This is a genomic window from Paenibacillus sp. B46(2026), assembly GCF_056786355.1.
In genome coordinates, this window is the sequence record NZ_CM165907.1 from 87,582 (window position 1) to 114,276 (window position 26,695).

General features: G+C 47.1%; 23 protein-coding genes, 1 tRNA gene, 2 rRNA genes and 1 riboswitch. Of the genes, 17 read left to right on the forward strand and 9 right to left on the reverse strand.

Annotated elements, in window-relative coordinates; all coding sequences use genetic code 11:
• Positions 1 to 323: 323 nt before the first annotated feature.
• The 11 genes from AC1S8V_RS00415 (at position 324) to AC1S8V_RS00465 (ending at position 12,102) form a co-directional block, all read left to right on the forward strand.
• A 23S ribosomal RNA gene (locus AC1S8V_RS00415) occupies positions 324 to 3,251 on the forward strand.
• Positions 3,252 to 3,332: 81 nt separating this feature from the next.
• Positions 3,333 to 3,449 (forward strand): 5S ribosomal RNA (rrf, locus tag AC1S8V_RS00420).
• A 368-nt stretch (positions 3,450 to 3,817) separates the two neighbouring features.
• The gene (guaB, locus tag AC1S8V_RS00425; protein WP_062838151.1) at positions 3,818 to 5,275 is read left to right on the forward strand and encodes an IMP dehydrogenase; all 1,458 of its coding nucleotides are present in this window, start codon (positions 3,818 to 3,820) and stop codon (positions 5,273 to 5,275) included.
• Positions 5,276 to 5,691: 416 nt separating this feature from the next.
• On the forward strand, positions 5,692 to 7,080 hold the full coding sequence (locus tag AC1S8V_RS00430) for a D-alanyl-D-alanine carboxypeptidase family protein (RefSeq protein ID WP_482072022.1): 1,389 nt from the start codon (positions 5,692 to 5,694) through the stop codon (positions 7,078 to 7,080).
• Between the two features lie 348 nt (positions 7,081 to 7,428).
• On the forward strand, positions 7,429 to 8,019 hold the full coding sequence (gene pdxT, locus AC1S8V_RS00435; RefSeq protein ID WP_482072023.1) for a pyridoxal 5'-phosphate synthase glutaminase subunit PdxT: 591 nt from the start codon (positions 7,429 to 7,431) through the stop codon (positions 8,017 to 8,019).
• Positions 8,020 to 8,292: 273 nt separating this feature from the next.
• A complete protein-coding gene (gene serS / locus AC1S8V_RS00440; protein ID WP_482072024.1) occupies positions 8,293 to 9,576 on the forward strand; it encodes a serine--tRNA ligase in 1,284 nt (427 codons plus the stop codon).
• A gap of 195 nt (positions 9,577 to 9,771) precedes the next feature.
• A tRNA-Ser gene (locus AC1S8V_RS00445) sits at positions 9,772 to 9,860 on the forward strand.
• Between the two features lie 192 nt (positions 9,861 to 10,052).
• Positions 10,053 to 10,391, forward strand: coding sequence for a hypothetical protein (locus AC1S8V_RS00450; RefSeq protein WP_036607297.1), 339 nt, complete (start codon positions 10,053 to 10,055; stop codon positions 10,389 to 10,391).
• A 29-nt stretch (positions 10,392 to 10,420) separates the two neighbouring features.
• Entirely contained in the window at positions 10,421 to 10,597 is a 177-nt protein-coding gene (locus AC1S8V_RS00455; protein WP_017691325.1) for a hypothetical protein, read from the forward strand.
• 23 nt (positions 10,598 to 10,620) lie between these two features.
• On the forward strand, positions 10,621 to 10,773 hold the full coding sequence (locus AC1S8V_RS00460) for a small acid-soluble spore protein P (RefSeq protein ID WP_145326589.1): 153 nt from the start codon (positions 10,621 to 10,623) through the stop codon (positions 10,771 to 10,773).
• 234 nt (positions 10,774 to 11,007) lie between these two features.
• Entirely contained in the window at positions 11,008 to 12,102 is a 1,095-nt protein-coding gene (locus AC1S8V_RS00465) for a hypothetical protein (RefSeq protein ID WP_482072025.1), read from the forward strand.
• Positions 12,103 to 12,365: 263 nt separating this feature from the next.
• Here the strand turns inward: AC1S8V_RS00465 and AC1S8V_RS00470 are convergent, their stop codons facing one another.
• Positions 12,366 to 12,935 (reverse strand): GNAT family N-acetyltransferase, encoded by a 570-nt coding sequence (locus AC1S8V_RS00470; RefSeq protein WP_482072026.1) that lies wholly within the window; start codon positions 12,933 to 12,935, stop codon positions 12,366 to 12,368.
• Positions 12,936 to 13,176: 241 nt separating this feature from the next.
• Positions 13,177 to 13,677 (reverse strand): tRNA adenosine(34) deaminase TadA, encoded by a 501-nt coding sequence (gene tadA / locus AC1S8V_RS00475; protein ID WP_482072027.1) that lies wholly within the window; start codon positions 13,675 to 13,677, stop codon positions 13,177 to 13,179.
• 332 nt (positions 13,678 to 14,009) lie between these two features.
• Here tadA and AC1S8V_RS00480 point away from each other — a divergent pair, with 332 nt between their 5' ends.
• Together AC1S8V_RS00480 and rluF are read left to right on the forward strand one after the other, a co-directional pair.
• The gene (locus tag AC1S8V_RS00480; protein WP_482072028.1) at positions 14,010 to 16,349 is read left to right on the forward strand and encodes an ATP-binding protein; all 2,340 of its coding nucleotides are present in this window, start codon (positions 14,010 to 14,012) and stop codon (positions 16,347 to 16,349) included.
• 18 nt (positions 16,350 to 16,367) lie between these two features.
• The gene (rluF, locus tag AC1S8V_RS00485) at positions 16,368 to 17,069 is read left to right on the forward strand and encodes a 23S rRNA pseudouridine(2604) synthase RluF (protein WP_482072029.1); all 702 of its coding nucleotides are present in this window, start codon (positions 16,368 to 16,370) and stop codon (positions 17,067 to 17,069) included.
• A gap of 147 nt (positions 17,070 to 17,216) precedes the next feature.
• Here the strand turns inward: rluF and motB are convergent, their stop codons facing one another.
• Both motB and motA read right to left on the reverse strand, forming a co-directional pair.
• Complete coding sequence (gene motB / locus AC1S8V_RS00490; RefSeq protein WP_482072030.1) at positions 17,217 to 18,035, reverse strand: flagellar motor protein MotB; 819 nt, start codon at positions 18,033 to 18,035, stop codon at positions 17,217 to 17,219.
• Complete coding sequence (motA, locus tag AC1S8V_RS00495) at positions 18,022 to 18,822, reverse strand: flagellar motor stator protein MotA (protein ID WP_017691317.1); 801 nt, start codon at positions 18,820 to 18,822, stop codon at positions 18,022 to 18,024. The genes motB and motA overlap by 14 nt, the downstream gene beginning before the upstream one ends.
• Positions 18,823 to 19,056: 234 nt before the next feature.
• Between motA and AC1S8V_RS00500 the strand changes: the two genes are divergently transcribed.
• The 3 genes from AC1S8V_RS00500 to rbsK all read left to right on the forward strand — a co-directional run bounded on the left by AC1S8V_RS00500 (position 19,057) and on the right by rbsK (position 20,894).
• On the forward strand, positions 19,057 to 19,350 hold the full coding sequence (locus AC1S8V_RS00500) for a hypothetical protein (RefSeq protein WP_145326597.1): 294 nt from the start codon (positions 19,057 to 19,059) through the stop codon (positions 19,348 to 19,350).
• 217 nt (positions 19,351 to 19,567) lie between these two features.
• Positions 19,568 to 19,864 carry a 4a-hydroxytetrahydrobiopterin dehydratase gene (locus AC1S8V_RS00505; RefSeq protein WP_062838136.1) on the forward strand — a complete coding sequence of 99 codons (297 nt, stop codon included), beginning with the start codon at positions 19,568 to 19,570 and terminating at the stop codon, positions 19,862 to 19,864.
• Between the two features lie 43 nt (positions 19,865 to 19,907).
• The gene (rbsK, locus tag AC1S8V_RS00510; protein ID WP_482072031.1) at positions 19,908 to 20,894 is read left to right on the forward strand and encodes a ribokinase; all 987 of its coding nucleotides are present in this window, start codon (positions 19,908 to 19,910) and stop codon (positions 20,892 to 20,894) included.
• A 71-nt stretch (positions 20,895 to 20,965) separates the two neighbouring features.
• Here the strand turns inward: rbsK and AC1S8V_RS00515 are convergent, their stop codons facing one another.
• The 5 genes from AC1S8V_RS00515 to AC1S8V_RS00535 form a co-directional block, all read right to left on the reverse strand.
• A complete protein-coding gene (locus AC1S8V_RS00515; protein ID WP_215079029.1) occupies positions 20,966 to 21,325 on the reverse strand; it encodes a c-type cytochrome in 360 nt (119 codons plus the stop codon).
• Positions 21,326 to 21,475: 150 nt separating this feature from the next.
• The gene (locus tag AC1S8V_RS00520) at positions 21,476 to 21,970 is read right to left on the reverse strand and encodes a GNAT family N-acetyltransferase (protein ID WP_482072032.1); all 495 of its coding nucleotides are present in this window, start codon (positions 21,968 to 21,970) and stop codon (positions 21,476 to 21,478) included.
• A gap of 355 nt (positions 21,971 to 22,325) precedes the next feature.
• A complete protein-coding gene (locus AC1S8V_RS00525) occupies positions 22,326 to 22,796 on the reverse strand; it encodes a C40 family peptidase (protein WP_036607285.1) in 471 nt (156 codons plus the stop codon).
• A 3-nt stretch (positions 22,797 to 22,799) separates the two neighbouring features.
• Positions 22,800 to 22,937, reverse strand: a riboswitch (cyclic di-AMP (ydaO/yuaA leader).
• A gap of 254 nt (positions 22,938 to 23,191) precedes the next feature.
• Complete coding sequence (locus tag AC1S8V_RS00530; protein ID WP_482072033.1) at positions 23,192 to 24,034, reverse strand: hypothetical protein; 843 nt, start codon at positions 24,032 to 24,034, stop codon at positions 23,192 to 23,194.
• A 10-nt stretch (positions 24,035 to 24,044) separates the two neighbouring features.
• On the reverse strand, positions 24,045 to 26,036 hold the full coding sequence (locus tag AC1S8V_RS00535) for a M1 family metallopeptidase (protein ID WP_482072034.1): 1,992 nt from the start codon (positions 26,034 to 26,036) through the stop codon (positions 24,045 to 24,047).
• A gap of 101 nt (positions 26,037 to 26,137) precedes the next feature.
• On the opposite strand from AC1S8V_RS00535, the gene AC1S8V_RS00540 reads away from it, so the two are divergent.
• The gene (locus AC1S8V_RS00540; protein WP_076217003.1) at positions 26,138 to 26,641 is read left to right on the forward strand and encodes a YwhD family protein; all 504 of its coding nucleotides are present in this window, start codon (positions 26,138 to 26,140) and stop codon (positions 26,639 to 26,641) included.
• Positions 26,642 to 26,695: the final 54 nt, after the last annotated feature.

Here is a 26,695-nt window from a genome sequence, read left to right on the forward strand (position 1 = left end):
AGGTTCTAAGAACCTGCGACAGCAATTCATTTCGGTCCATCACTTCGGTGTGGGTGAAATGAAGAGCACAACACTCACTCGTTGCTCAGTTTTGAGAGCTCAAACTCTCAAACAGCTTGCTTTTGCATGGAGCTTGTTCTTTGAAAACTAGATATCGAAACGAAACAAACGCGAATTAGAACATTCCTTTTTAGCTGAACTTGTGCAAACAAGTTTCAATAAAAACGGTAGTTAATTGCTTTTGCGATGGTATTGGATGGGAGCGACTTTTGGCTTTGCGCAAGCAAAACAAGGGAAGCGAGCAGTCAAAACCGGAGCAATATGGTTAAGCTACTAAGAGCACACGGAGGATGCCTAGGCGCTAGGAGCCGATGAAGGACGTGGCGAACAACGAAACTGCCTCGGGGAGCTGTAAGCAAGCTTTGATCCGGGGGTGTCCGAATGGGGAAACCCAGCTGGGGTAATTTCCAGTTACTCACAACTGAATACATAGGTTGTGCAGAGGCATACCAGGGGAACTGAAACATCTAAGTACCCTGAGGAAGAGAAAACAATAGTGATTCCGTCAGTAGCGGCGAGCGAACGCGGAGAAGCCCAAACCAGAGAGCTTGCTCTCTGGGGTTGTGGGACGTCTCACATGGAGTTACAAAGGAACCGGTTAAGCGAAGAGGTCTGGAAAGGCCCGCCAAAGAAGGTAAAAGCCCTGTAATTGAAAGTTGGTTCCCTCCGAGACGGATCCCGAGTAGTGCGGGGCACGTGAAACCCCGTATGAATCCGGCAGGACCATCTGCCAAGGCTAAATACTTCCTAGCGACCGATAGTGAAGCAGTACCGTGAGGGAAAGGTGAAAAGCACCCCGGAAGGGGAGTGAAATAGAACCTGAAACCGTGTGCTTACAAAAAGTCAGAGCCCGTTTTAGGGGTGATGGCGTGCCTTTTGTAGAATGAACCGGCGAGTTACGTTCCCGTGCAAGGTTAAGGTGAAGAGCCGGAGCCGCAGCGAAAGCGAGTCTGAATAGGGCGAGTGAGTACGTGGACGTAGACCCGAAACCGGGTGATCTACCCCTGTCCAGGGTGAAGGTGCGGTAACACGCACTGGAGGCCCGAACCCACGCATGTTGAAAAATGCGGGGATGAGGTGGGGGTAGCGGAGAAATTCCAATCGAACTCGGAGATAGCTGGTTCTCCCCGAAATAGCTTTAGGGCTAGCCTCGGAAAACAGAGTCGTGGAGGTAGAGCACTGATTGGGTGCGGGGCCCGCAAGGGTTACCAAGCTCAGTCAAACTCCGAATGCCATAGACTTACTTCCGGGAGTCAGACAGTGAGTGCTAAGATCCATTGTCAAAAGGGAAACAGCCCAGACCATCAGCTAAGGTCCCCAAGTGTGTGTTAAGTGGGAAAGGATGTGGAGTTGCACAGACAACCAGGATGTTGGCTTAGAAGCAGCCATCATTGAAAGAGTGCGTAATAGCTCACTGGTCGAGTGACTCTGCGCCGAAAATGTAACGGGGCTAAACACACCACCGAAGCTATGGCTTGATGCTTTGCATCAGGGGTAGGGGAGCGTTGTATAAGGGTTGAAGGTGTACCGTAAGGAGCGCTGGACATTATACAAGTGAGAATGCCGGTATGAGTAACGAAAAGATCAGTGAGAATCTGATCCGCCGAAAGCCTAAGGGTTCCTGAGGAAGGCTCGTCCGCTCAGGGTAAGTCGGGACCTAAGGCGAGGCCGAAAGGCGTAGTCGAAGGACAACAGGTCGAAATTCCTGTACCACCGTAAGCCGTTATGAGCAATGGGGGGACGCAGTAGGGTAGTGACGCGGACTGATGGATGTCCGTCTAAGCAGTAAGGCTGATGTGTAGGCAAATCCGCACATCGTAAGGCTGAGCTGTGATGGGGAGTGAAAATTACAGTAGCGAAGGTCATGATCTCACACTGCCAAGAAAAGCCTCTAGCCAGGTGATGGTGCCCGTACCGCAAACCGACACAGGTAGGCGAGAAGAGTATTCTAAGGCGCGCGGAAGAACTCTCGTTAAGGAACTCGGCAAAATGACCCCGTAACTTCGGGAGAAGGGGTGCCCCGGTAGTGTGAATAGCACGAGGGGGCCGCAGTGAAAAGGCCCAAGCGACTGTTTAGCAAAAACACAGGTCTGTGCGAAGCCGTAAGGCGAAGTATACGGGCTGACGCCTGCCCGGTGCTGGAAGGTTAAGGGGAGTGGTTAGGGACTCGTCCCGAAGCTGTGAACCGAAGCCCCAGTAAACGGCGGCCGTAACTATAACGGTCCTAAGGTAGCGAAATTCCTTGTCAGGTAAATTCTGACCCGCACGAATGGCGTAACGACTTGGGCGCTGTCTCAACGAGAGATCCGGTGAAATTTTAATACCTGTGAAGATGCAGGTTACCCGCGACAAGACGGAAAGACCCCATGGAGCTTTACTGCAGCTTGATATTGAATTTGGGTACGATCTGTACAGGATAGGTGGGAGCCTTTGAAACGTGAGCGCCAGCTTGCGTGGAGGCAACGTTGGGATACCACCCTGATCGTATCTAGGTTCTAACCTGGTACCGTAAACCGGTGCGGGGACAGTGTCAGGTGGGCAGTTTGACTGGGGCGGTCGCCTCCTAAAGAGTAACGGAGGCGCCCAAAGGTTCCCTCAGAATGGTTGGAAATCATTCGAAGAGTGCAAAGGCATAAGGGAGCTTGACTGCGAGACCTACAAGTCGAGCAGGGACGAAAGTCGGGCTTAGTGATCCGGTGGTACCGCATGGAAGGGCCATCGCTCAACGGATAAAAGCTACCCTGGGGATAACAGGCTTATCTCCCCCAAGAGTCCACATCGACGGGGAGGTTTGGCACCTCGATGTCGGCTCATCGCATCCTGGGGCTGAAGTAGGTCCCAAGGGTTGGGCTGTTCGCCCATTAAAGCGGTACGCGAGCTGGGTTCAGAACGTCGTGAGACAGTTCGGTCCCTATCTGTCGTGGGCGTAGGAAATTTGAGAGGAGCTGTCCTTAGTACGAGAGGACCGGGATGGACGTACCGCTGGTGTACCAGTTGTTCCGCCAGGAGCACCGCTGGGTAGCTATGTACGGAAGGGATAAACGCTGAAAGCATCTAAGCGTGAAGCCCCCCTCAAGATGAGATTTCCCAGTATGTAAGACCCCTTGAAGACGACGAGGTAGATAGGCTGGGGGTGGAAGTGCAGCAATGCATGGAGCTGACCAGTACTAATCGGTCGAGGGCTTATCCAATAGCAAGTTCTAAATTGCATGTTTCGTTTCGAATCTAGTTTTCAGAGAACAACCACTCTGAAATGTAAGCTAAGCTATGCGTTTGGTGGCGATGGCGGAGGGGTTCCACACGTACCCATCCCGAACACGACCGTTAAGCCCTCTAGCGCCGATGGTACTTGGACCGCAGGGTCCTGGGAGAGTAGGACGCCGCCAAGCAAAGAACCACTGCCGATGTTATTCGGTGGTGGTTTTTATTATGTTGTTATAATATACAGTATAGGATTAAAATGCAGATTGTATTTGGGAATTTAACAGCACAATAGTATGTATAAAGATAACGTTATTCGATACGAATTGACGTTTTTTTGTCGTAATATCTACACTTGTCCGCTCTAGAAAAACAGTTGTGTTCATCAGGCAATACACCTGATATAACCAAGTACTTTTCCTTGACAGTCTAAATATCGCTTTGCTAAGATGGCAATAATAAATTTTTCAGAAAACGTATTTTCGGCGTGAAATACAGCCTGGAATCTTCGGGTTTTGGACCGTAAAGCTGAGCAAACATAAGGAGGAACACTTGCGTGTGGGAAGATAAATTTGGTAAGGAAGGCCTCACCTTTGATGATGTATTGCTAGTGCCACGGAAATCCGAGACACTGCCTAAAGAAGTAGATGTATCTATTCGTTTGAGCGATAGTGTAAAGTTAAACATTCCTTTAATCAGTGCGGGTATGGATACGGTAACTGAAGCGACATTGGCTATTGCCATTGCACGTGAAGGCGGTATCGGTATTATCCATAAAAATATGTCGGTTGAACAACAGGCAGAAGAAGTAGATCGAGTTAAACGTTCGGAGAGTGGTGTAATTACAAATCCGTTCTCACTGACAGCAGATCACCTGGTATCTGATGCTGAAGCAGTTATGGCGAAATATCGGATCTCCGGTGTACCTATTATTGAAGGAGATCAGAAGCTGGTTGGTATTTTGACCAACCGTGATTTGCGTTTTATCCATGATTACGGCATCAAAATTAGTGAAGTCATGACTCGTGAGAATCTGGTTACAGCTCCTGTAGGCACTACACTGCAAGAAGCTGAGGGTATCCTTCAGAAGCACAAGATTGAAAAACTTCCATTAGTTGATGAGACGAACACGTTGAAAGGTCTTATCACCATTAAAGATATTGAAAAAGCCATTCAATTCCCTCATGCAGCCAAAGATGCCCAAGGCCGTTTGTTGGTTGGTGCAGCGATTGGTATCTCCAAAGATACATTTGAACGTGCAGATGCTTTGGTACAGGCTGGTGTTGACTTGATTACGGTAGACTCGGCTCATGGACACCATATCAATATCATTGAAGCTGTACGTCAGCTTCGTGAACGTTTCCCTAGCCTGACCATCGTTGCAGGTAACGTCGCTACTGGCGCAGCAACTCGTGACCTGATCGAAGCAGGGGCTTCAGTGGTCAAAGTGGGTATTGGCCCAGGGTCGATTTGTACAACACGTGTTATCGCTGGTATTGGTGTACCTCAAGTAACTGCAGTATACGATTGTGCAACAGTGGCACGCGAATATGGAGTTCCGATTATTGCGGATGGCGGAATTAAATATTCTGGTGAAATTACGAAGGCACTGGCTGCAGGAGCACACGCAGTTATGCTGGGAAGTTTGTTTGCCGGCACAGCGGAAAGCCCAGGGGAAACTGAGATCTTCCAAGGACGTAGCTACAAAGTTTATCGCGGTATGGGTTCAATGGCTGCAATGAAACAAGGTAGTAAAGATCGTTATTTCCAAGATGATGATAAGAAACTGGTTCCGGAAGGAATCGAAGGTCGTGTCGCTTACAAAGGACCATTGTCTGATACGATCCACCAACTGATTGGTGGTCTGCGTTCGGGTATGGGATACTGTGGTACAAGCAACTTGGAGCAGCTTCGTAACGATACGGGCTTTATCCGAATTACAGGTGCGGGACTGCGCGAAAGTCATCCCCATGATGTACAGATTACCAAAGAAGCACCTAACTACTCGTTGTAATCGGAAGAGAGTTAATTATTTCCAGGACAGGCTCGGTGATTTTCACCGGGTCTGTCTTTTTTTGCAGATACCCCTGTGATAGAATAGAACAAGCGGTGACGATCCAAGGTTGGATTAAGGCGTTGCGGCGGCTATTTGACGTGAATCTATGAATATGGTTTTGAAAAGCAAACGGAATGCCAGAAAAGACTGGCAGTTAAACAGAAGCGCGGACGTCCTTTTACATAAGCATTCGCAAAAGGCGGACTAAGTGACAATCGATAACGAACTTTAGGAGCAATTAATATTGCTTGTTCGATATAGCGCATATACCACACATTCCATACATCTATATACAGGCTAGGGAATAAGAAAATTGCAGCTTAAGCTGCACTGAAGCATATAACCATGCTTTGGATCGAAGGGAGTATTCATCATTGAAAGCCAAACACATGAATAAAAAGAAACGCCAAATGCTCAAAAAGAGCGTAGCCTCGGTAATGCTAATTAACATGCTCTGTATGTCTGCAGTAATGCCGGTCATGGCTGCTGCGAATAACTCCGGTCAGGTTCTGACTGCTACGGCAACAACAACAAAAACTGAGAAAGCAGTGCAGATTCCTGGGGTAGATTCACTCGGGCTTGAAGTTAGAGCAGCAGTACTGATGGAGGCTTCAACCGGACAAGTTCTGATGTCTATCGACGCGGATAAAGCCATGCCGCCTGCAAGTATGACCAAGATGATGACGGAGTACATTGTTGCAGAGCAAGTCAAACAAGGAAAAGTCAGCTGGGACGAAGTTGTAACAGTGAAAAGGAATGCTGCACAAAATGTCGGATCACGTATCTTCCTGGCGGAAGGCGACCAGCACACAGTCAAGGATCTCTATATTGCTATGGCTGTTGGCTCTGCCAACGATGCTACGGTAGCTTTGGCTGAACATGTTGCAGGTTCTGAAGAAGCTTTCGTGAAAATGATGAATGATGAAGCGAAGCGTATGGGAATGAAGGATACGTTCTTCATTAACTCTTCGGGTCTGGATCGAGCAGATATGCCTGCTGACTTCCGCCCGGCGGAAGATAAGGAAACAGTGATGTCGGCACTGGATGCTGCGATTCTGTGCCGATATATCATTATGGATCACCCGGACTACAAAGAATTCACAACCATTCAATCTTACAAGTTCCGTCCTAATGATAAAGCTCCAATCATCAATTACAACTGGATGCTGGAAGCGAATAAAAATATAACCAATTTCAAAAGCTATGCCTATGAAGGTCTCGACGGAATGAAAACAGGCCATACCACGAATGCGGGTAATAACTTCACGGGTACGGCGGAGCGTAATGGTATGCGTCTGATCAGTGTTGTTATGGGTACTGATTCGGAATCTGCACGTTTCAGAGAAACCAAAAAGGTACTGGACTATGGATTTAACAACTTTGAAGTGAAACAGGCTGTTGCAGGCAAGACCAAAGTGACGGGCTGGGAAGCTGTACCTTTGAAAAAAGGGAAAGAAACGACCGTTCCAGTCGTAACAGATAATGCGGTAAGTTTCGTTGTTCCCAAAGGTACTCAAAACCTGGATGTGACGTTCAAAGCGAACGTAACTGAGGCTGACAAGCTGGTAGCACCAATCAAGGCAGGTACAAAGGTTGGTACGGTAACGTACACGTATAAAGCGGATGGAATTGAGCCTCAGGAAAAAACAGTGAACTTGATTACTGCTGAAGAGGCTGATAAAGGCGGATGGTTCCGTCTGTTCTTCCGTGCTGTAAAGGATTTCTTCGTGGATCTCTTTGACGGAATCAAAAACCTGTTTTAACCAATAGCGTATTTCACAAAAAAGAGTATGATCATGGTTTTAATGTTAATGTTGATGTTGCTAATCACTGACAAAATGCAAGTTATTCCGACCGGATGGATTGTATATTTACAATTTTTCCGGTAAAATATCAAGTTAGAATTCTACGTATGATGATGTAAATAAGTCTATTGTTCTTTTACTTGGGAGAGCGGGTTAACCGTTATATTCAAGGCAATGGACGACACATGCATTACGGGCCGAAGTGTCTAAGAATCTTGGAGCAGCGATGAAAGGCATTGAGATTTCCAAACTTGAACCTTCTGAGCGTATGCAAGATCCGGCTGGTAAGAGAAGGGGAATGTTCATATGAAGATCGGCGTTTTAGCACTTCAGGGAGCTGTCACAGAGCATATTCGGAGTATTGAACGTGCCGGAGCAGAAGGTGTGGCAATCAAACAGGTTCAGCAATTAGAGGACTTGGACGGTCTTATCCTTCCTGGCGGGGAAAGCACGACGATCGGTAAACTGATGCGCAAGTACGGGTTTATGGATGCCATTAGATCGTTCGCTGCTGAGGGCAAACCGGTATTTGGTACCTGTGCTGGTTTGATCGTTATGGCCAAACACATTACAGGGCAAGAAGAGGCTCATTTGGAGCTAATGGATATGACTGTATCTCGAAATGCATTTGGACGGCAGAGAGAAAGTTTTGAGACAGACTTGCCAGTCAAAGGCATTGAAGAAACGGTAAGGGCAGTGTTTATCCGGGCACCCTTAATTGAGAGTGTTGGAGACCAGGTGGAGGTACTCTCCACATACAAAGATGAGATTGTTACTGCGCGCCAGGGACATTTGCTGGCTTGCTCCTATCATCCGGAGTTGACGGATGACTATCGTCTGCATGCTTATTTTGTAGACATGGCCAAATCCTACAGACCCTCGGTAGACCCTAAATAAAGCATGATGTACAACCTATGATCTCCCGGTCATCGGATCACCTCCCCAGAAGCCTTGTAAGGCCGCTGGTTGGCAGTTGCATCTGAACGGATGCCTGATGTTGCTTGTATCTGCTTCAAAGCGGGAATCGCAGCGGAGGGTGACACCTGGAACATAGGTTGTTTTTTTGGTTACGGGGTCCGATAAGTATATAGTAAGGTATACACAGTAGAGTTATGAGATTTGATTAAACATAAAGCTTCACTTCGTGGGGTTATTTAGGAGGGTTATATCATGCTTGATGTGAAAATATTGCGGAATGAGTATGCACGTGTAGAAGAAGCATTGACTAACCGTGGCAAATCGCTGGATCTTGTCGCTGGATTTACGGAAATGGATGCCAAGCGTCGGGAATTGCTTCAAGAGAGTGAAACGCTGAAGAGTCGTCGGAATACGGTATCTGGTGAAGTTGCCAGACTGAAGAAGAACCGTGAGAATGCAGACGAACTGATTGTGGAGATGCGTGAAGTCTCTGACCGAATCAAAGCCATGGACGAAGAAGTTCGTGAACTCGAAGTGAAGATCAATGATCTTACAATGGCGATTCCGAATATTCCTAACGAAAGTGTACCTATTGGAGCTTCTGAAGACGACAATGTTGAGATTCGTCGCTGGGAAGAGCCCAAGTCATTTACTTTTGCACCAAAAGCACACTGGGAAATTGCACAGGATCTCGATATCCTCGATTTTGAAGCAGCTGCCAAAGTAACAGGTTCCCGTTTTACCTTTTATAAAGGGCTGGGAGCACGTCTGGAACGTGCATTGATCAACTTCATGATGGATTTGCACAGTGATCAGCATGGATATGAGGAGATCTTGCCTCCATATATCGTCAATCGGGACAGCCTGTTTGGAACGGGTCAACTGCCTAAGTTCGAAGAAGATCTGTTCAAGTTGAAAGATACTGAATATTATCTGATTCCTACCGCTGAAGTTCCGGTAACGAACTACCATCGCGAAGAGATTCTGAATATAGATCAATTGCCTAAGCACTTTGTGGCATACAGCTCTTGTTTCCGTTCTGAAGCTGGTTCGGCTGGACGGGATACACGTGGGTTGATTCGTCAGCATCAATTCAACAAAGTAGAGTTACTGAAGCTTTCTACTCCAGAGACATCATATGAAGAGCTGGAGCAAATGACACAAAATGCGGAGCGTGTGCTTCAATTATTGGGCTTGCCATATCGCGTTCTAACACTTTGTACCGCAGATATGGGCTTCACTTCAGCTAAAACGTATGATATTGAAGTGTGGTTACCTGAGAGCGACACCTATCGTGAAATTTCTTCCTGCTCTAACTGTGAGGACTTCCAGGCACGACGTGCCAATATCCGTTTCCGCAGAGAGCCAAAAGCCAAACCGGAATTTGTGCATACATTGAACGGGTCAGGATTGGCCGTTGGACGGACGGTAGCCGCTATTCTGGAGAACTATCAACAGGAAGATGGTACGGTAGTCATTCCTGAAGCATTGCGTCCTTATATGGGCGGCATCAGTGTGATTGCACGTCGTTCTTAAGAGTGAGTTAACGATTCACATATCAAAAAGAATACCAATCCCGTCCGTCATTTCTGAATGGCGGATGGGAAGGTATTGTATATCTAAATCCGCGATCTGAACTAAATTTTGAATAGCGATATAAAAAAGGTTGCATCTTCATATCTAATTGTGGTATGATACTTTTCGTGGCAAGTTTATAAAAGTTAATTCCCTGGAGAGGTACCGAAGCGGTCATAACGGGGCGGTCTTGAAAACCGTTAGGGGGCAACTCCACGTGGGTTCGAATCCCACCCTCTCCGCCATACTACACTTATAACAAGGATTCGAGCGATCTCGCTCGAATCCTTTTTTGCGTTGTGAGTTTGTTCAACGTAGTGAGCATACAGGTTGGTGACCGATGTATACGTTGCTTAGTACAACGCTATATTTTGAATAAGGCTGTTATGTATAAAAACATCCTCATCGCCGCACTTTATAGGAGTGGAGGTGGTAAGATGAACCGCGAGTTAAACATCGATCAGACAGAGCTTGTGGGGGCCTGGCAAGAACGTTTGCCTCAAGTCCTGAATGTTGGAGACCAGGCTCAGGTAATGGCCGATGAAGCCGATCAGCAGGCTATTCGGATACACATTGCTACAGCAGGGCACGAGATGTACTCTTTTGATTTCAAATGTGCATATGTCGATTCCCGTGAAGTTAGTGTACAGCTGATTGATGTGGAACGTGATGGACGAACGACAGATGAGCGTACAGAACCGATTCAGGAACTGGCTCACGATTATACAAGGCACATTCATGAATGCGCCCAGTCGTTACAATCCCAGACGAGATAATAGCCTGAAATCCGAAGGAGTGAACTCAATTGACCAAAGCCAAAGCGGGAGTAGACAAAAACCTGCAAAATGTAGTCGATGATCTGGAGCAGCCAGCCGTAAACAGTCATCATGCTCAGCAGATTCAGCAAGATATTAATGATCGCCGTCATCAGGATGCACTGAATCATGATAAAACGGAAGATAGGGACCCATCCCATTCCTAAACCAATGATGAGGGGGCAATAATATGAGCAAACCGAAAACAATTCCCGTACCGGAAGCGCAAGCATCCGAACAGCATCATCATTCATCCAAACGCTCTTCCATGCAGGAGCCATTATCCGGTTCCAAAAAAGTTAAAAATCAAAACCACGTGGATCATTTGAATCCTCAAGGTTAATAGAAGAAACAGATTTACAGCAAAAGTCCCTTGTTACCTAACAGGGGGCTTTTGCGTATTCATACATATATAAAGACAGGCACATGGTTATTCCCAAAGCTGGCATAGGTCTTTGTAGCCATTTTAAAGAGGAAAGATCACATTTTTCCCAAATTAGGTTTCGGTATCTGGTGATATGGTATATCATTGAGATTGAATTACTTTTTTGGGGTTATCACGAGAGGAGAGAAACAAATGACTAAACGTATGGGGGCGCTTCTTCTTACGTTGCTGTTGACCGTATCTATGGCACTGACAGCATGTAGCAGCAAGCAGGAACCAAAAGAGGCATTGAAGACGGCTGCGGCCAATGCTTCCAAATTGACTTCGTATGAAATGAGTTCCAACTTTACAATTAATGAATTGAGCTATAAACCTGGGGATGCTTCACAAACTGATCCTACTATGACTCAGTTTATGAGCATGCTTAAGGATGCTCAATTGAATGTAACGGGTGTATACCAGAGTGAGCCAATGCAGACAGAGATGACTGTTGGCATCGAGCTTAAAGGCGACATGGGTATGACCTTTAACATTCCAATGGTGATGACGGCAGAGAAACTCTATGTGAAAGTGCCGAATATTCCATTCTTCCCGATTCCCGAGAACGTTGTTAACAAGTTCCTGGAGCTGGATCTGAAAGAATTGGCTGAGCAAGAGGGCACAGAATGGAACCCGGATGCTATGGACGCAGCCAAAACGCAAAAGCTGAGCAACGAAGTAATGGACGCAGTGCTGAGCGAGTACGATCAAGCTAAATTCTTCAAAAACCTAGACACCAAAGATGCACAACTTCCTGAAGGTGTAGATGCGAAGCAGGTTGTACAATTCTCGGTGAATAATGACAATGTTAAAGAAGCGGTTACTGTACTGGTAACAAAAGCTATGCCTAAAGTATTGGATATTCTGTCCAAAGAGGAATATCGTGAAATGCTGCAAATGGATCAGGCTGATATCGACAAAGCTAAAGAAGATCTGAAGATCACTGAGGCAGATCAGGCTGAAATGGCTAAGGACCTGGACAAATTGAAAGATGTTCTGACAATTAACCAATTCAACATCGATTTCGCATTGGACAAAAACGACTTCCCGGTATATCAAAAGATGGTCGCTGATGTGCTGATCAAGCCGGAAGATACGAAAGACGAAGTGAAATTGGCATTTACCGGTTCCAATACGTACACCAAGATTAACGAAAAAGCAGCATTCAAAATCAACATCCCTACGGGCGATGACGTAATTACTATGCAAGAGTTCGAAGAACTGATGAACGCTTCATACGGATACTAATCTCGCTGAGTTCAAACCGTCTGTGATTCAAGTGAAGGATAATCTCCTTCCGCTTGGGTACAGGCGGTTTTTTTTGTTACACAGCGTAAGAGGGGATATCCGCAAAATAATTGATCTTTGATTTTGAATTGTGGCTGGTGATATCTATACAAATAAAACCGCACTCTCTCCTACATAACTAGGGTAGTGCGGTTTTGTACATTAAATTTGTATAATGTTAAATTGGGAATACAGACAGCTTAATGGGGAAGCTTCTAAATCAATTAATTCGTAAGTTCGTCCAAGTCTTCAGCAATTACAGCATAGATCTGATGATCCTGATATTTGCCGTTGATCTTGAGATATTTGCGAGCAGTACCTTCAAACTGGAATCCATTCTTCTCTAGTACGCGCTGTGAACCTTTATTGGAGGGTAATACCGCAGCCTGAACCCGGTTTAACTTCAGCGCACGGAAGCCATAAGCTACGGCCAGTTTAACCGCTGCTGTCATTCGTCCACCGCCCTGATAATCCGGATGGATGAAGTAACCCATGTCAGCATAATTGGCAACGCCCAATACCACATTGTTGAGACTTACTTGTCCAATCAGCAGGCTGTCTTTAATGGTATAGATTCCAAATTGATATCCCGTACCCTCTTCTGCTGCCTTGACCCGATCCTGAATCCGCCGAGTCTGAGCATCCAGTGTATAGAAATCATCCTCTCGCACAGGTTCTACGGCTTGATATGGGATGCGTGTGATCTGAATGAGATCCAGATAGGATTGTGTATCCTGGGGTGTGAGCAACCGAAGGCTTATGCCATTGGCTGTATCATAGAGTGTTAGTGCCATTGCAGCAGACTTCCTTTCCAATTGGGATGTTCGTAGTGCTATATGAATTGAACTAAAGAATATTTACACTTGCCACTCCGATGACAGAACAACCTTCCGATCGCTGTTATTCCCCGATTTTTCGATTCTATATTATAGAAGTGGAAATCTGGGGATAAAGGCGAACGCGTTGCTTCTTCAGGTTATTTCTGTCCTCTACGTTCTCGTGTAAATGTTTAGTTTCAATTTATATAGTTTACTTTTATTTTTGGCGCAGACGTCTGAAGAATTGAGTCAGCATCGTGGAGCATTCAGGCTGAAGAATATCCGGAACAACCTCGGTACGATGGTTAAAACGAGGCTCCTGTAGCAGATTCATCAGTGTACCTGCGCAGCCTGCCTTGGGATCAGCTGTACCATAGATTACGCGGGGGACTCTGGATTGCACAATTGCACCTGCACACATTGGACAGGGTTCCAGAGTGACGTACAGAGCACAATCCAGTAAACGCCAAGCTCCAATGGTCTCGCTGGCCTGACGGATAGCTACCATCTCCGCGTGGGCAGTGGAATCCAGCGTAGTTTCACGCAAATTATATCCTCGACCAATGATTTGGTTATTTTGTACAATTACAGCGCCAATCGGAACTTCTCCAAGAGCCTCGGCTTTGTAGGCCTCGGCAATGGCCTCTCGCATCCAATGCTCATGCTGAGCCTCCTCGGATAAATGTGAAAGGTCGGGCTGGTGAGAATGGTCAGTCATATACAATATAACTCCTTCCAAAAGCGTTTATTCAGCGAACAAGTATTCGGGTTGTTAACATGTTGTGTATAAATCTGTGGACAACCACACGGTTGCTCACATAGTTATAAACAAACTATCCACAAGCCTGTGGATTTGTGGATAAATATAGTGATTAATTTCATTGTAGAGTCCAAAAAGGCAAAAAACAACGAATTTCGAGCTTTTCAGCCAATCGGTAACTTTTGGACGGAGGTCAATTATCCTTTTCAAAAAGACATACAAGCGTTATGATGGAGATAGGTTTTGCCATATATCGCCAGAGGGTACAAGCCGAGAGGTGAACAAAAAAGTTGTCTATTAAAACGAAATTATCCATGATTATGTCGTGCTCAGCGCTGGTGATTTTAGTGTTGAATATCGCATTGAGTTATTATACTACAGAAGAGAATCTGCGGCAGGACAGTGAAAACAAGATGGTGCTCACTGCGAAGCAGATTGCAATTGCTGTCGAACAGAACCAATACAGTTCGGATTATGTAAAACGACAGATTGGAAACAATCTGTGGCTTGCGGCCGTAATGGCGGCGGAAGAACTGGACCCGGATATTAATAATATCACAAATGAAGAACTTGTTCGCATGAGTCAAAAGGTCGGCGTCTCGCATATTTCGTTGATGGAGCAGACGGATGATGACATTGTGGTTAGTCGCTCTTCAGATCCGAGAGAGATCGGACTGTCCACCAAATCCATGACCTATTGGTATCAGGCATTTAAGCAGTTGTTTGAAAAACAACAGGTGACGATTCCCCAAGGGCAGAAGTTGGATCATTTCTGGTCAGATGGATTCGAGTATTCTACATCCAGTCCTTCGGATATTGATATCTGGGGTTACTACCATGATGGAAAGAGAAACTACATAATCAATCCCTTCTATAATAATACGGAAGTTGATGACTATGTGAAAATCTCTAGTCCGGATGAGATTTTGAATAAAATTCGTGAGGTCAATCCCTCCATTCTGGAGATTACAGGCATCAATCCGTTGACTTTCGGCAGCCCGAACATGGGTGATGACGGAAGAGATTCGAACTTTAGCAAGTTGAATAACAGACCGATTCGTTTTGGTACATACCAGTATGGTTCTACGGATGAGGATCATCGTGCTGTGGTGCGCGCCATTCGAACAGGGCAAAATGTATCTTTTGTCAGTGAAACGCACGAACAGAAGGTACTGAAGAGTTTTATTCCCATTTTCACACCCAATCAGTCTTCCTATGTCATCAGTATTGTCATGGACTATAAACAAATATCCTCCATGGTATCTGAGCAGTTGGTGAGCCATGCCTCAATATCGTTGGTTTTGCTGGAGATCGTGATCTTTGGCAGCTATCTGCTCGCAGGGTATATTACGCGTCCGATCCAATCCATACTGGGCAAAGTGAATGAGGTAGCGGATGGGCACTTTGATTTCCGTCTGAAAGTACGGAGGAAGGATGAGCTTGGCCAGCTGGCCAACCGTATTAATGCCATGATTCGCAATCTCGGCCATTATACGAGCCGCCTGAAACAGATGTATGAAGAGAATCGGGCGGTTAAAGAGCATCTGGAGTCCATCATCAATCAGACGGCTGATGCCATTCACATTACGGATCTTGAAGGGAAAGTGCTACGGGTTAACCGGGCGTTTGAACAATTATATGGTTTTCGAAGTCGTGAGGTGGAAGGTCGTAACCTGAAGATCATCCCGCCAGAGGCAGAGGAAGAAATGAAACGTCAGCATGCCCAACTCGTTGAGGGGATGTCCATTACGTCCAACGAAACCACCTGGATGAAGAAGGATGGGACCCGGGTAGAGGTCAGTGTCAGTACGGCTCCGGTACGAGACGAGGCTGGAGAGATTACCGCGCTCATTAGTGTCTCCAGGGACATTACAAGTCGTAACAGGATGGAAGAGCTGCTCAGACGCTCTGAGAAACTAACAACGGTGGGCCAGCTTGCAGCGGGTGTAGCACATGAGATTCGTAATCCACTGACCACACTGCGCGGGTTCCTGCAGCTCCAGCAGGAGAGCAATAAGCTGAATCATCGTCATCTGGATCTGATGTTATCGGAGCTGGATCGCATCAACCTTATAGTCGGTGAGTTTTTGATTCTGGCGAAACCGCAGGCAGTTCATTTTCAGAATCGGGATATTCGTTTTATTCTTGGTGATGTCATCTCGTTGCTGGATAGTCAGGCACATCTGCATGGTGTAGAATTTGTACTGCGTGCCTCATCCGATTCGGCTATGGTACACTGTGAAGAGAACCAGTTGAAGCAGGTATTTATCAATTTGCTGAAAAATGGCATGGAGGCCATGCCAAATGGAGGAAGCATCCATATTAAGCTCAAGCATGACGAACAGCTGAATCGCGTCAGAATTGAGATCAAGGATGAAGGGATTGGTATCCCCGAAGAGATGATGCCCAAACTTGGGGAGCCTTTCTTTACAAACAAAGAGTCTGGAACAGGGCTTGGTCTTATGGTCAGTCAACGCATTATTCAATCACATAAGGGCATGATGGATATTAAAAGCGTCATGAACAAGGGAACAACGGTTATTATTGAACTACCTGCATCCGAGCAACAACCGGAAGTTATTGAGGTAGATCAGGTAACGGATGAATCACTTACAGATGAAGAGAAATAGATGAGGTGAGATTACCTTTTGCGTATTAATAAATTTATTAGTGAAACTGGTTACTGCTCCCGGCGTGAAGCAGACAAGTTGGTGGATAGCGGTCAGGTGACGATTAATGGAGTTAAGGCTGAACTGGGCAGTCAGGCAGAAGAAGGCGACGATGTACGAATCAATGGCAAGCCGATCAAGGAAAAGAGAAAACACGTATATATTGCCCTGAATAAACCGGTTGGGATCACAAGTACAACCGAGCAGCATATTCAGGGGAATATCGTTGATTTTGTCGGGCACGATGAACGTATCTTTCCAATTGGACGCCTGGATAAGGACTCAGAAGGTTTGATCCTGATGACTAATGACGGAGATATCGTTAACCGGATTCTTAGAGCAGAAGGACGCCATGAGAAAGAGTATATCGTCACTGTTGATCGAACTGTAACCCCGAGTTTCCTTAGAGGTATGAGCACTGGGGTGAAGATCCTGGGTGAGATGACCCTGCCTTGTACCGTGACCCGGATGACGGATCGAGTATTCCGTATCATCCTGACTGAAGGAAAGAACCGTCAGATCCGGCGCATGTGTAGTGCCTTTGGCTACGAGGTTCGTAAGTTGAAGCGGGTTCGGATCATGAACATTCATCTTGGAGAAATGGCGACAGGTTCTTGGAGAGAGCTTACCGCCGCCGAAAAGGCCGAGCTGGGCGGTCGAATCGACTATTCATTGGAATAGTCGATTCGACTTTGACTAATTAACCGATTGAGGCTCTGCTTCCCGTAAGGGAGTGCAGGGCTTTTTGGTGAAGCCATATATAAACTAAAAAGACCGTTCTCCTTGTATCTGGAGAACGGTCTTTGGTTAATGAATCACTGCAGGCTTCTAGTTTCCTTCGCCTACGGCTTTTACATTTGTATTGTTACTTTGATACTTCCGAATGATAGATACCTCTACACGGCGATTCTGTGCCCGTCCGGTATTGGTGTCATTGCTGGCAATCGGGTGATACTCTCCATAACCACTTGGTGTGAATTTGGAAGGGTCCAATTGCGTGTTCAGCAACAGGATTTTCAGGAAGTTGAGCGCACGGTCTGCACTCAGATCCCAGTTATCCTTATATTGGTTGTTCGAAATGGGAATATTATCGGTATGACCGGATACAACCACTTCATATTCAGGGAACTCCTGCAGCATGCTTGAAATTGCTTTGGCCAGGGATCGTGATTCAGGCTTCACATCTGCTCGGCCTGAGGAGAACAGGGCATTATCACTGATCGTGATCTTCAATTCAGACTGATTCAGCTTGGTATTCAGCTGGTCCGAAAGTCCGTTCTTCGAGATATACTGGTCAAGCCGTTTCTTGAGCTTCTCCAGATCTTCTTGTTCTTTTTGAGCCATCTGTGCATCCGTTATCTGAGCTGGTGTTTTCTTGGTGATTTCTGTAGGTTCTTGTTTGTTCTTACCCAAATCGGCACCTGGCGTATCCGGATTCATGGACGTATGATCCAGAACACCGGAGCCTCCATTCAATGCACTGCTTAGTGCGGAAGCCATCTGCTCAAACTTGGCTGCATCGAGTGAACTCATGGAGAACAACGTGATAAACAGGGCAAGCAACAAGGTCATCAAGTCAGAATAGGGAAGCAACCAGCTCTCGTCTATATGTTCTTCATGTGGTTCGTGCTTTTTAGCCTTTTTCACCTGATGATCCCTCCTTCTCTTCCAATTGTTTACGTTCGGAAGGTGTCAGGAATACGGATAACTTTTGGTTGATGGCGATGGTGGATACACCAGACTGTATGGATAACAATCCTTCAACCATCATCAGCTTGATCTCCATTTCTTGCTTGGACATCCGCTTCAGCTTGTTAGACATCGGGTGCCATAACACGTAACCACTAAATATACCAAGGAGTGTTGCGATAAACGCTGCCGCAATCGCATGGGAGAGTTTCTCCATGTCACTGAGATCGGCAAGTGCTGCGATGAGACCTACAACGGCCCCGAGAACCCCGAGCGTTGGTGCGTACATCCCCGCCTGAGCGAAGATCAAGGCACCGCCACGGTGGCGCTCCTCTGTAGCGTGAATATCTTCCATGAGTACATCACTTACAAATTCCTGATCGTTGCCGTCGATAATCATACGCATACCGCCACGAAGGAACTGATCGTCAATCTCTTCTACTTTTGATTCCAGTGCAAGCAAACCTTCACGACGGGTAGTGGAAGCCCAATCCATAAACGTGCCGATCAGAGACACTCGATCAATAAGTACTTGATTTTTGAAAATAATCCCGAAAAGCTTAGGGATTTTCTTAACTTCAGACATCGGAAATGCAATAAAGATGGTTCCTGCCGTACCAACAAAGATAATAACGTAGGCTGCTGGATTGTTAACCAGGTTGATTAAGGGCGCACCCTTCAGGAACATACCGAGTACAAGGGAGACCAGCCCAAAAACTAGTCCAATAATCGTTGAAATGTTCATCATACACCTCATCCATGAGATAAAATTGAATCCTTTCAAGCGGCTGTATTCGGGCTTCCAGACGAATTTTTGGCCGCAATCCGTTCAATGTTAGGCATTCCTTACGGTTGCTAAAACAGTTAAAACGGTCATATATAGTATTTATCGACCAGAAGGCCTTTTTTTTTAAGGGCTATTTTCAGGTATAATAAGATCAAATCCGCTCCTTAGGGGCCGAATAGGAGTGAAAAGCCAATGGGCGTAAAGCATGGACGGGATTATGAAGGAATTTTGACAGATTTGACAACGGCACTCGGACGTATACCGGATCGGTATGTTTTCTTTGAAATGGACTCGGAAGAGTGGGAGAGACTAGGGGCGCCTGAGCAACTTGAAGTGGATGAGGCGTTGGCGGAGGATCTGTTCTATGCACTGGGTGAAGAGTCTGTCATCCCGGTTGGAAGTGGAGTAGTCATCCATGATAAGGATCAGCACCGCATTCATATTTTGATCGGGGAAGAAGAGTTGACGTTTGTGCCGTTAATTTAGTGCGTGTACATGTCCTCAAAGCCTTACGGTTATTGGATCTATGCCATTCAGTTGATTGGATTTTGAAGCTTGTCCGTGGTAAGATGTTAGTCGTGAAATGGGCCAACTGCATGGCAGTTAGCCTGGCCTTGAGGTTGCTGTAGATCGCACCGAAGGTGTCGGTGGTTATACGGACATCCGTCTGTAATGTACCATCTTATGGGGAGGAAGATAACGCATGGTTTTTTCGCAAGAGGAAGTCGAAGCTCATCTGGGAAGGCTGGAAGGCTGGGAACTGGAAGAGGGACGGTGGATTGTACGCAAATTCGTGTTTTCCAACTACATGAAAGGGATTGCATTTGTGGATGAGGTCGCTGCGATCTCGGAAGCATTCAATCATCATCCTTTTATTACGATTGACTATACAACGGTTACGCTGCGTCTCACGTCATGGGATGCGGGCGGTATTACATCTGTAGATATTAAGGAAGCAGGACAGTATAACGAAGCTTATGACAAAATGAGGTCGGAATAACGAGTTCGGTTATTATCGCACGGCGGAAGTGAGTGAACCATACATGTCAGACTATAATCAGAAACAACCTCTTATTGCTGTCGTAGGCAGTCTCAATATGGATCTCGTGGTGAAGACAGACACGATTCCGGAAGAGGGAGAGACGGTGAGTGGTGAGGAGCTGCATTATCTCGCTGGTGGCAAAGGGGCGAACCAGGCTGTTGCCGCTGCGCGTCTGGGTGGACAGACCACGATGATTGGTGCGGTGGGGTCGGACGGTTTTGGCGAACGTCTACTGCACAGTCTGACGGAAAGTGGTGCAGATGCCTCGCAGGTTCGCATATTGGAAGACACGGTTACAGGGACGGCTTCCATTTGGCTCTCTAGGGGAGACAATCGGATTATTGTTATTCCCGGCGCGAATGGACAAGTTGTGCCTGCGATGCTGGAGGAGGCGGATACGGTAAAAAGCCTGACTGCAGCCGCAGCGGTGCTGCTGCAGCTGGAGATCCCGCTGCCAGCGGTCACCCGCGCCGCTGAACTGGCGGCTGAAGGCAGCGCACTGGTGGTGCTCAACCCGGCTCCCGCGGTGCCGGGTCTGCCCCAGGAGCTCCTGCGGTGCGTCGACGTAGTCACGCCGAACCGCAGTGAGCTTGCCGTGCTTACCGGCCGGGATCATCTCCGGCCGGAAGACCTGGATGCGGCGGTCGCAGAGCTCGCCGCATCCCTCGGGGCCGCTGTCGTCACGACGCTCGGCCCCGAGGGGGCAGTGTACGCGGCGGCGCCTGGTGGCCGCGTACAAGCAGGGCGTGCCGGCGCATGCCGTGCGCCCGGCTACGCCGTAAGCGCCGTCGATACGACCGGCGCTGGCGATTGCTTCAACGGCGCGCTGGCGGTAGCCCTCGCGCGCGGTGAGACTTTGGACGCGTCCGTAGGCTTCGCCATGGGAGCGGCCGCGTTATCCGTGACGAAGCTCGGCGCCCAGTCCGGGATGCCGTCCGCACGTGAAGTCGAGGCCTTTCTGGCCGAGCACGCGCCAGATGCTCAATAATCTGCATAACAAAGAGGCGCCTATTCTCCCAAAAGGGGATTAGGCGCCTCTTCGTTATGCGTATACAGAGATTATTTCTTCTCTGACAGCCACATGGCGATATTGGCAATCTCTTCATCCTGCAGTTTGCCCTTAAAGGCAGGCATGCCGCCACCTTTACCTTTGACAATCGTAGAATAGATCTTCTCCAGATCATCCTGGCTGCCGATGTTTGCCAGAGCAGGTCCTACGCCACCCTGAAGCTGATCCCCGTGGCAGGAGATACAATTGGCTTTGACCAGTGCTTCAGCCTGTCCGGCATCCAATGTTACTTCCGGCATGGTTGGCTTGGCTTCTTCAGCCACTTCTTCTTTCCCTGGAAGCGTAAACATTAAAACAATAGCTAAAGCGCATGCTGCAAAAAATACTCCGCTCATGATCCATTTGTGCATCCCTTATGTCCCCTCCAGAATGAAAGATCATCTAACCTGAAACTATCCATATCATTATAACGGAACCTGTACTGACATCATAGCATTTTGTGGGAATTTTTTGAACTAATCACATAACAAGGGGCAGATTTGGTTGTTTTGCAATGGATTCTAACCGCGAGGCCCTTCATAAACCATACAGTGAAAGGGCTTCAAGCCGCTTGGGGTCTGTCGTTCGTATGTATCCTGGGTGACAAATCCACTCTTCAGATAGACTTGAATGGCACGAGCATTCCAAGTGAGTACTTCCAGATCAATCTCATTCGTGGGATTTCGGCGAATAGCTTCCTGTACAATGGCAGTGACAAAAGCTGTCCCTTGACCCTGACCACACAGCTCTGGATGCATGCCAAGGCCAATCCGGGTTACCCCTTGAAGTGGGAAGTATTGAGCAAACCCACATATACGATCGTTCTGATCCAGGACGATCGCATATTGCTCCTGCCGCAGCTGTGAATCTCCGAATTCCACTTCCAGAGCTTTCATCTGCTCCCAGGGGAGCCAACTGTAGATATTGTAAGGCGGATCATACTGCCAACTGCAGATAAGCTCCGCATGTTCTTCTCGCATGGGTACAACGTGAAACGTCACAGGGGTTTCCTTCATACACCTGCATGCTCCTTTCCTTGAAACAGAACTCTTTGTCCACTCTACAAAAGAGATGTTCATTTAGCAAGTCTTCCTTCCCAAGAAAAAAAATGAAACAAAAGTTCCAGTAATTCCGTTTATATTATAACGGGATGGGTAAAAACATCATAAGGGCACGGACAAACGAACGCAAAGTAAAGCTGTTGATGTCGCAGGATATGCCTTGTGTGTTACTTGCAACGTGAACAGGGAAAGAAGCACAAAAAAACCGCCGGATACATTCCTGCGGAGAATGTACCGGGCGGTTCTGTTGTGCTTCTTATTTCGTTCCAGTATGGTTAATGGTTACAGCATTATGTTGCTCAGCTTGTCCCTAGTCAAGGGCCAGTGATTCATATGCGTCCGTGCTCATAATCCGTTTAGCGCCAACATAACGATTGGCCCAGTAGTTTTCACTCAATGCACTGATCGTAACACCTTTGGAAGAAGAGGAGTGTGCGAACTTTCCATCCCCTACAAAGATTCCTACATGGGATACGCCTTTGCCTGTTGTATTAAAGAACACCAGATCGCCAGCTCTCATTTCCATGCGGGATACGGAATCGCCCATGTCGAATTGGGAACTGGATTGGCGTGCCAAATCAATACCCAACTTGTCGAATACATACCGTGTAAATCCGGAGCAGTCAAAGCCGTTAAGCGTTGTTCCCCCACTTTTGTATGTAGTTCCCATTGCTGAATCAATTACTGTGTCCATCTTTGAATCTGCGAATGCGCTACCTGCACCAAGTGATAAAGCGAATGTGATGCTAAGTACAGCTGCGGTTAATTTCTTCTTGAACAAGAGATATTCCCCTTCCAATGCCTGCGAGGTTAGCTTAAGGATTCGGTTGAAGGTCCCCTATGATCCCTCTGTAGCAAGATCAATTCACCCATAACTGGTTCCCCCGCTTCCCAGGTGCCAGGAATTTGGCTATGCTAGTTATGCACCTGCGAAATCAAGAAATGACGATTTAATTTTAAGTAGTTACAAATATGAATGTAAAGATTACAAAGTTGTTACTAAAAACTCACTGGGATTATTGTAACAGAGGAGTACCAGTTTGGCAACGTTTAGCAACAAATTTAGCAAAAAAAACCTCGACCTTTGACGGGGAAAGGTTGAGGTTTGCCTATTTATGAGTACTTATTAGGCCATGAGTTTAACATGCGATGGTAACAATTTTTAAACTATCTGCTCTAACCTTTGGATGTTTTGGACTGCCATAAGCGAAAATGGGCGCATATTTTCCACAGGCTCATTAGACATCTGGCAAGAGGATACGTCTGTTGTAGTATAAGTCCGGTGAGTCCTGTTAGTAACCATGAGACTGAAGTGAATGCCCCGAAGATAAGCAGATGAATTCCGCCGAGTAACAGTGCAATGCCAATCACGGTGATGAGATGACGTAGTGCAATCCAGAGTGCTTTGAGGGTACCGTGAGCCCCGCCTTCTCCTTCCGGTGCGGAAATACCGAACTGCATGTAGAGCAGGACGTGATGGATAACCCAGCCATATATGATCCAGGCAGCTACATAAGGTATGCCGGGCAAGAGTAATTGAAGGGAATGAAATCCGTCCATTAGAATTGAGTACAGCTTCGGTACGAGCCAGTAGGCGGGCAGAAGTATCAATAATGTACGTATGGTGTGGAGCAGCAGCATCGGTTTCCACAGATTTTTGATTCCGCGGACAAATGGAATGCGCTCTTCTGTACTATTATAGTGCTGAAGCGAGTAGAGCAGTCCTGCCTGAATGAGGGGGCTGATCAACATGCGAACCAGCAGCATAGCCCCCAGGATCCACAGATAACGATGAACCTCCGGATGGGTGGACAGGTTAAGTTGGCTTTCCATTTTGAATAAAAGCGTACTCAACTCCCCGGCATCGGGGTCAGGATAGCGCAGGAGCAGTGGGATGACCGCCGATTGAACCATTCGGTAGAGGAAATATCCCCATATAAGTTGATAGAGAAATAAGAGAGCTGCAATGAACATATGCTGACGGACGAGAAACCAGCCTTCACGTATTTTTGCTTTCACCGTATCCACCTCACCATGACAGACCTCCGAATATGGCTTCTATTAGTTTGGTTACACTCATGCTCCAGCGGGACTTCGCCCGCTCATCCAGTCCGGATTTCAGAAAATTATTCATATGGCGGTTCTCCAGCACGATCGTGTACAGGGGATCGGTCATGGCCCAGGAAACAGGGGATGTGTGAGTTGATTTATAGGTGATGCGATCTCCTTTTCCATTCCATTGCTTGGTGAGGATATGCCCATCTTCAAAAGCAATGCGAACAGGAACGGCGTTGTAATCACTACCTTTTTTCACGATTGTCACGGAAGACTCGTACAATGTTTGGCCGTCTTTTTGCACGGGTATAACACGAATATCCTCTACAGCAAAATCAGCCATTCCGTTACCATAGATGTATTGATCAAAATAATCAGACCAGGAAGTGCGGGTTACTTGCTCTACAACTTTCTGAAAATCAGCTGATGTGGGGTGTTTGAAGCGGTACTTCTTCACATAGGTAGAGAGAATGCGTTCCATCGTTTTCGCACCGACTTGATGTTCTATACCGAGCAATACAAGTTTGCCACGTGTGTAGACGTTGGCTGCGTACTCATTCTGTGAATCGAACTTCCAGGATTCCTGCGTTAATGATGAAGGAGACGTAATCAGGCCCGATTGTACCGGCAGGTTCGGGATCAGTCCATATTCCTGCTCCATCAGTTTGTCCTCCGCATAAGAGGTGAACCCTTCATCCAGCCAAGCTTCTTCGAATTCGTTACTGGCAACCATGCCGTAGAAGTATTGATGGCCAATCTCGTGAACTACGGTACGTTCCAGATCATAGCCTGGCGTGGTATCATCCGCACCAAAGGCTGTGATTAGCGTGGGATATTCCATACCTCCGGCACCGTTCCCTGTTTTGGGTGGAACAACGATGGATAAGGTCGCGTAAGGATATGGACCAAACCATTTGCTATAATTGGCTAGTGCGGCCTTCGCGGCATGGAAATATCGTTCTTTCAGATCCTGATGAGCAGGATCCAGGTACAGCTTGATTCGTACACCAGGAACATTGGGGGCAGAGAAGGGTTCCTCGGCGTAGACAAAATCGGGTGAGGCTGCCCAGGCGAAATCATGCACATCATCGGCATAGAATTGATAGACTTTCTCTCCATTCTTCACTACAGCTTGCTGCGTTGGAAATCCGGTAGCCGCCACTTTGTATGTTTCAGGCACCCGAATACGCACACTATATATACCGAAGTCGGCGTAGAACTCTGAATTGCCGTGGTATTGGTGCAGATTCCAGCCTTCCGTTGTTCGTCCGCGCCTGCCCACAGGTTCATAGGCACTTAATTTGGGAAACCATTGACCGGCCATGACAAAATCATCAGCGGTTCCCATCCGTGCAAAAATTTTCGGCAGATTCACTTCGAACCGGGTGTGGAGCGTGATGCTTTCCCCGCCTTTGACGGGTTTGGGCAAGCGTACTTTAATGAGGGTGGTATCCTTGATGTTTCCGTCATCTGGCTGCACATACTGCATCCGGTGCAGCAGAGAGAGCCCGTCCGCCGTTTTCATTTCGGTAATGTTCATGGACCCATAGCCATTGGCAGGCATGACATCACCCCGAAGCGTTCCACCGGATTCTTTCATAAAGGTGGTGTCAGCAGAAGAGAAGGCGTTGGGATACATATGAAAATATAGTTCGCTGACGGTTTTTTTACCTGGATGTGTCCAGGTGATCGTCTGAGTCCCTTTCAATACGTTCCCTTCGGCCAGTTTCACATCCATGTGATACTCCACAACACGGTTGCTGTACACTTCGGCGGTAGGGGTCTGTACACTTTCTGGAGGTGCTGGGGTTGGGGCTATTGCCTTGGGCTTGCCCGATTCGGGGGCGAGTACTGGCAATTCGGAATGAGTTGAGCGATTATAACCCAGAGTGATCCATATCCCTCCGGCAAGTACACACAGGGCCAGGGATGCGGTGAGCCAGCTCTTGGCGCGTCGTGGAATCATCGTTAAATACCTCCCGTTGACAAGCATCTACAGCATGTATATGTTTGCAATGGGCCAATTATTAGTTAAAATATTTGTATCAACCCTTGGAGGCTATAAACATGGACCAAAACGAGCAAAATGGCAAAAAACAGATTGCCTTGAATATCGTTAGTGCAAAAAGCAAGCATAAAGGCTTCGGTGCAGGCTCCATTGATCTGAATAACCTTTCCCCGGTCATTATTGATAATGGCGAAGCCAAGATCGATATCGGTGCGATGCATGCGAAGAGCAAAGTGGAACGCAATATCAAGTTCTCTACCAATCGTGAAGATGTGCCCAACGGACGCCAAGTATGGCTGGTGTGGGTAGCTGTCGATCGCACGGAGGAAGGCCAACTGTATGGTGGAGCAACCGCTTGTGAGATGTGGATTGATACAGAAGCAAGACGTGGGTGGAAACTGCTGGCGGAACATGTGAATCGCATGGACTATGCCTTGAAGCGTCGCTTCATGCTGGATGAGCTTGGACCCGAAGCTCGAGCTGCACTTAAGACGTTGCTGATCTCACACAACGAAGAATGGTGGAATGCTTCTCCGGATGTATTGAAGGAAGCACTGGCCTAAGGCAGATCATTCAATACAGTGTAAAAGCAAAAAAAGTAAAAGGCCCCTTGACCG

Excerpts from the sequence above, each read along its gene's own strand:
- pdxT (WP_482072023.1), top strand. The coding sequence starts at position 7,429 with ATGAAGATCGGCGTTTTAGCACTTCAGGGAGCTGTCACAGAGCATATT.
- serS (WP_482072024.1), top strand. The coding sequence starts at position 8,293 with ATGCTTGATGTGAAAATATTGCGGAATGAGTATGCACGTGTAGAAGAA.
- AC1S8V_RS00450 (WP_036607297.1), top strand. The coding sequence starts at position 10,053 with ATGAACCGCGAGTTAAACATCGATCAGACAGAGCTTGTGGGGGCCTGG.
- AC1S8V_RS00460 (WP_145326589.1), top strand. The coding sequence starts at position 10,621 with ATGAGCAAACCGAAAACAATTCCCGTACCGGAAGCGCAAGCATCCGAA.
- AC1S8V_RS00465 (WP_482072025.1), top strand. The coding sequence starts at position 11,008 with ATGACTAAACGTATGGGGGCGCTTCTTCTTACGTTGCTGTTGACCGTA.
- AC1S8V_RS00470 (WP_482072026.1), bottom strand. The coding sequence starts at position 12,935 with ATGGCACTAACACTCTATGATACAGCCAATGGCATAAGCCTTCGGTTG.
- tadA (WP_482072027.1), bottom strand. The coding sequence starts at position 13,677 with ATGACTGACCATTCTCACCAGCCCGACCTTTCACATTTATCCGAGGAG.
- motA (WP_017691317.1), bottom strand. The coding sequence starts at position 18,822 with ATGAACATTTCAACGATTATTGGACTAGTTTTTGGGCTGGTCTCCCTT.
- AC1S8V_RS00500 (WP_145326597.1), top strand. The coding sequence starts at position 19,057 with ATGGGCGTAAAGCATGGACGGGATTATGAAGGAATTTTGACAGATTTG.
- AC1S8V_RS00505 (WP_062838136.1), top strand. The coding sequence starts at position 19,568 with ATGGTTTTTTCGCAAGAGGAAGTCGAAGCTCATCTGGGAAGGCTGGAA.
- rbsK (WP_482072031.1), top strand. The coding sequence starts at position 19,908 with ATGTCAGACTATAATCAGAAACAACCTCTTATTGCTGTCGTAGGCAGT.
- AC1S8V_RS00515 (WP_215079029.1), bottom strand. The coding sequence starts at position 21,325 with ATGCACAAATGGATCATGAGCGGAGTATTTTTTGCAGCATGCGCTTTA.
- AC1S8V_RS00520 (WP_482072032.1), bottom strand. The coding sequence starts at position 21,970 with ATGAAGGAAACCCCTGTGACGTTTCACGTTGTACCCATGCGAGAAGAA.
- AC1S8V_RS00535 (WP_482072034.1), bottom strand. The coding sequence starts at position 26,036 with ATGATTCCACGACGCGCCAAGAGCTGGCTCACCGCATCCCTGGCCCTG.
- AC1S8V_RS00540 (WP_076217003.1), top strand. The coding sequence starts at position 26,138 with ATGGACCAAAACGAGCAAAATGGCAAAAAACAGATTGCCTTGAATATC.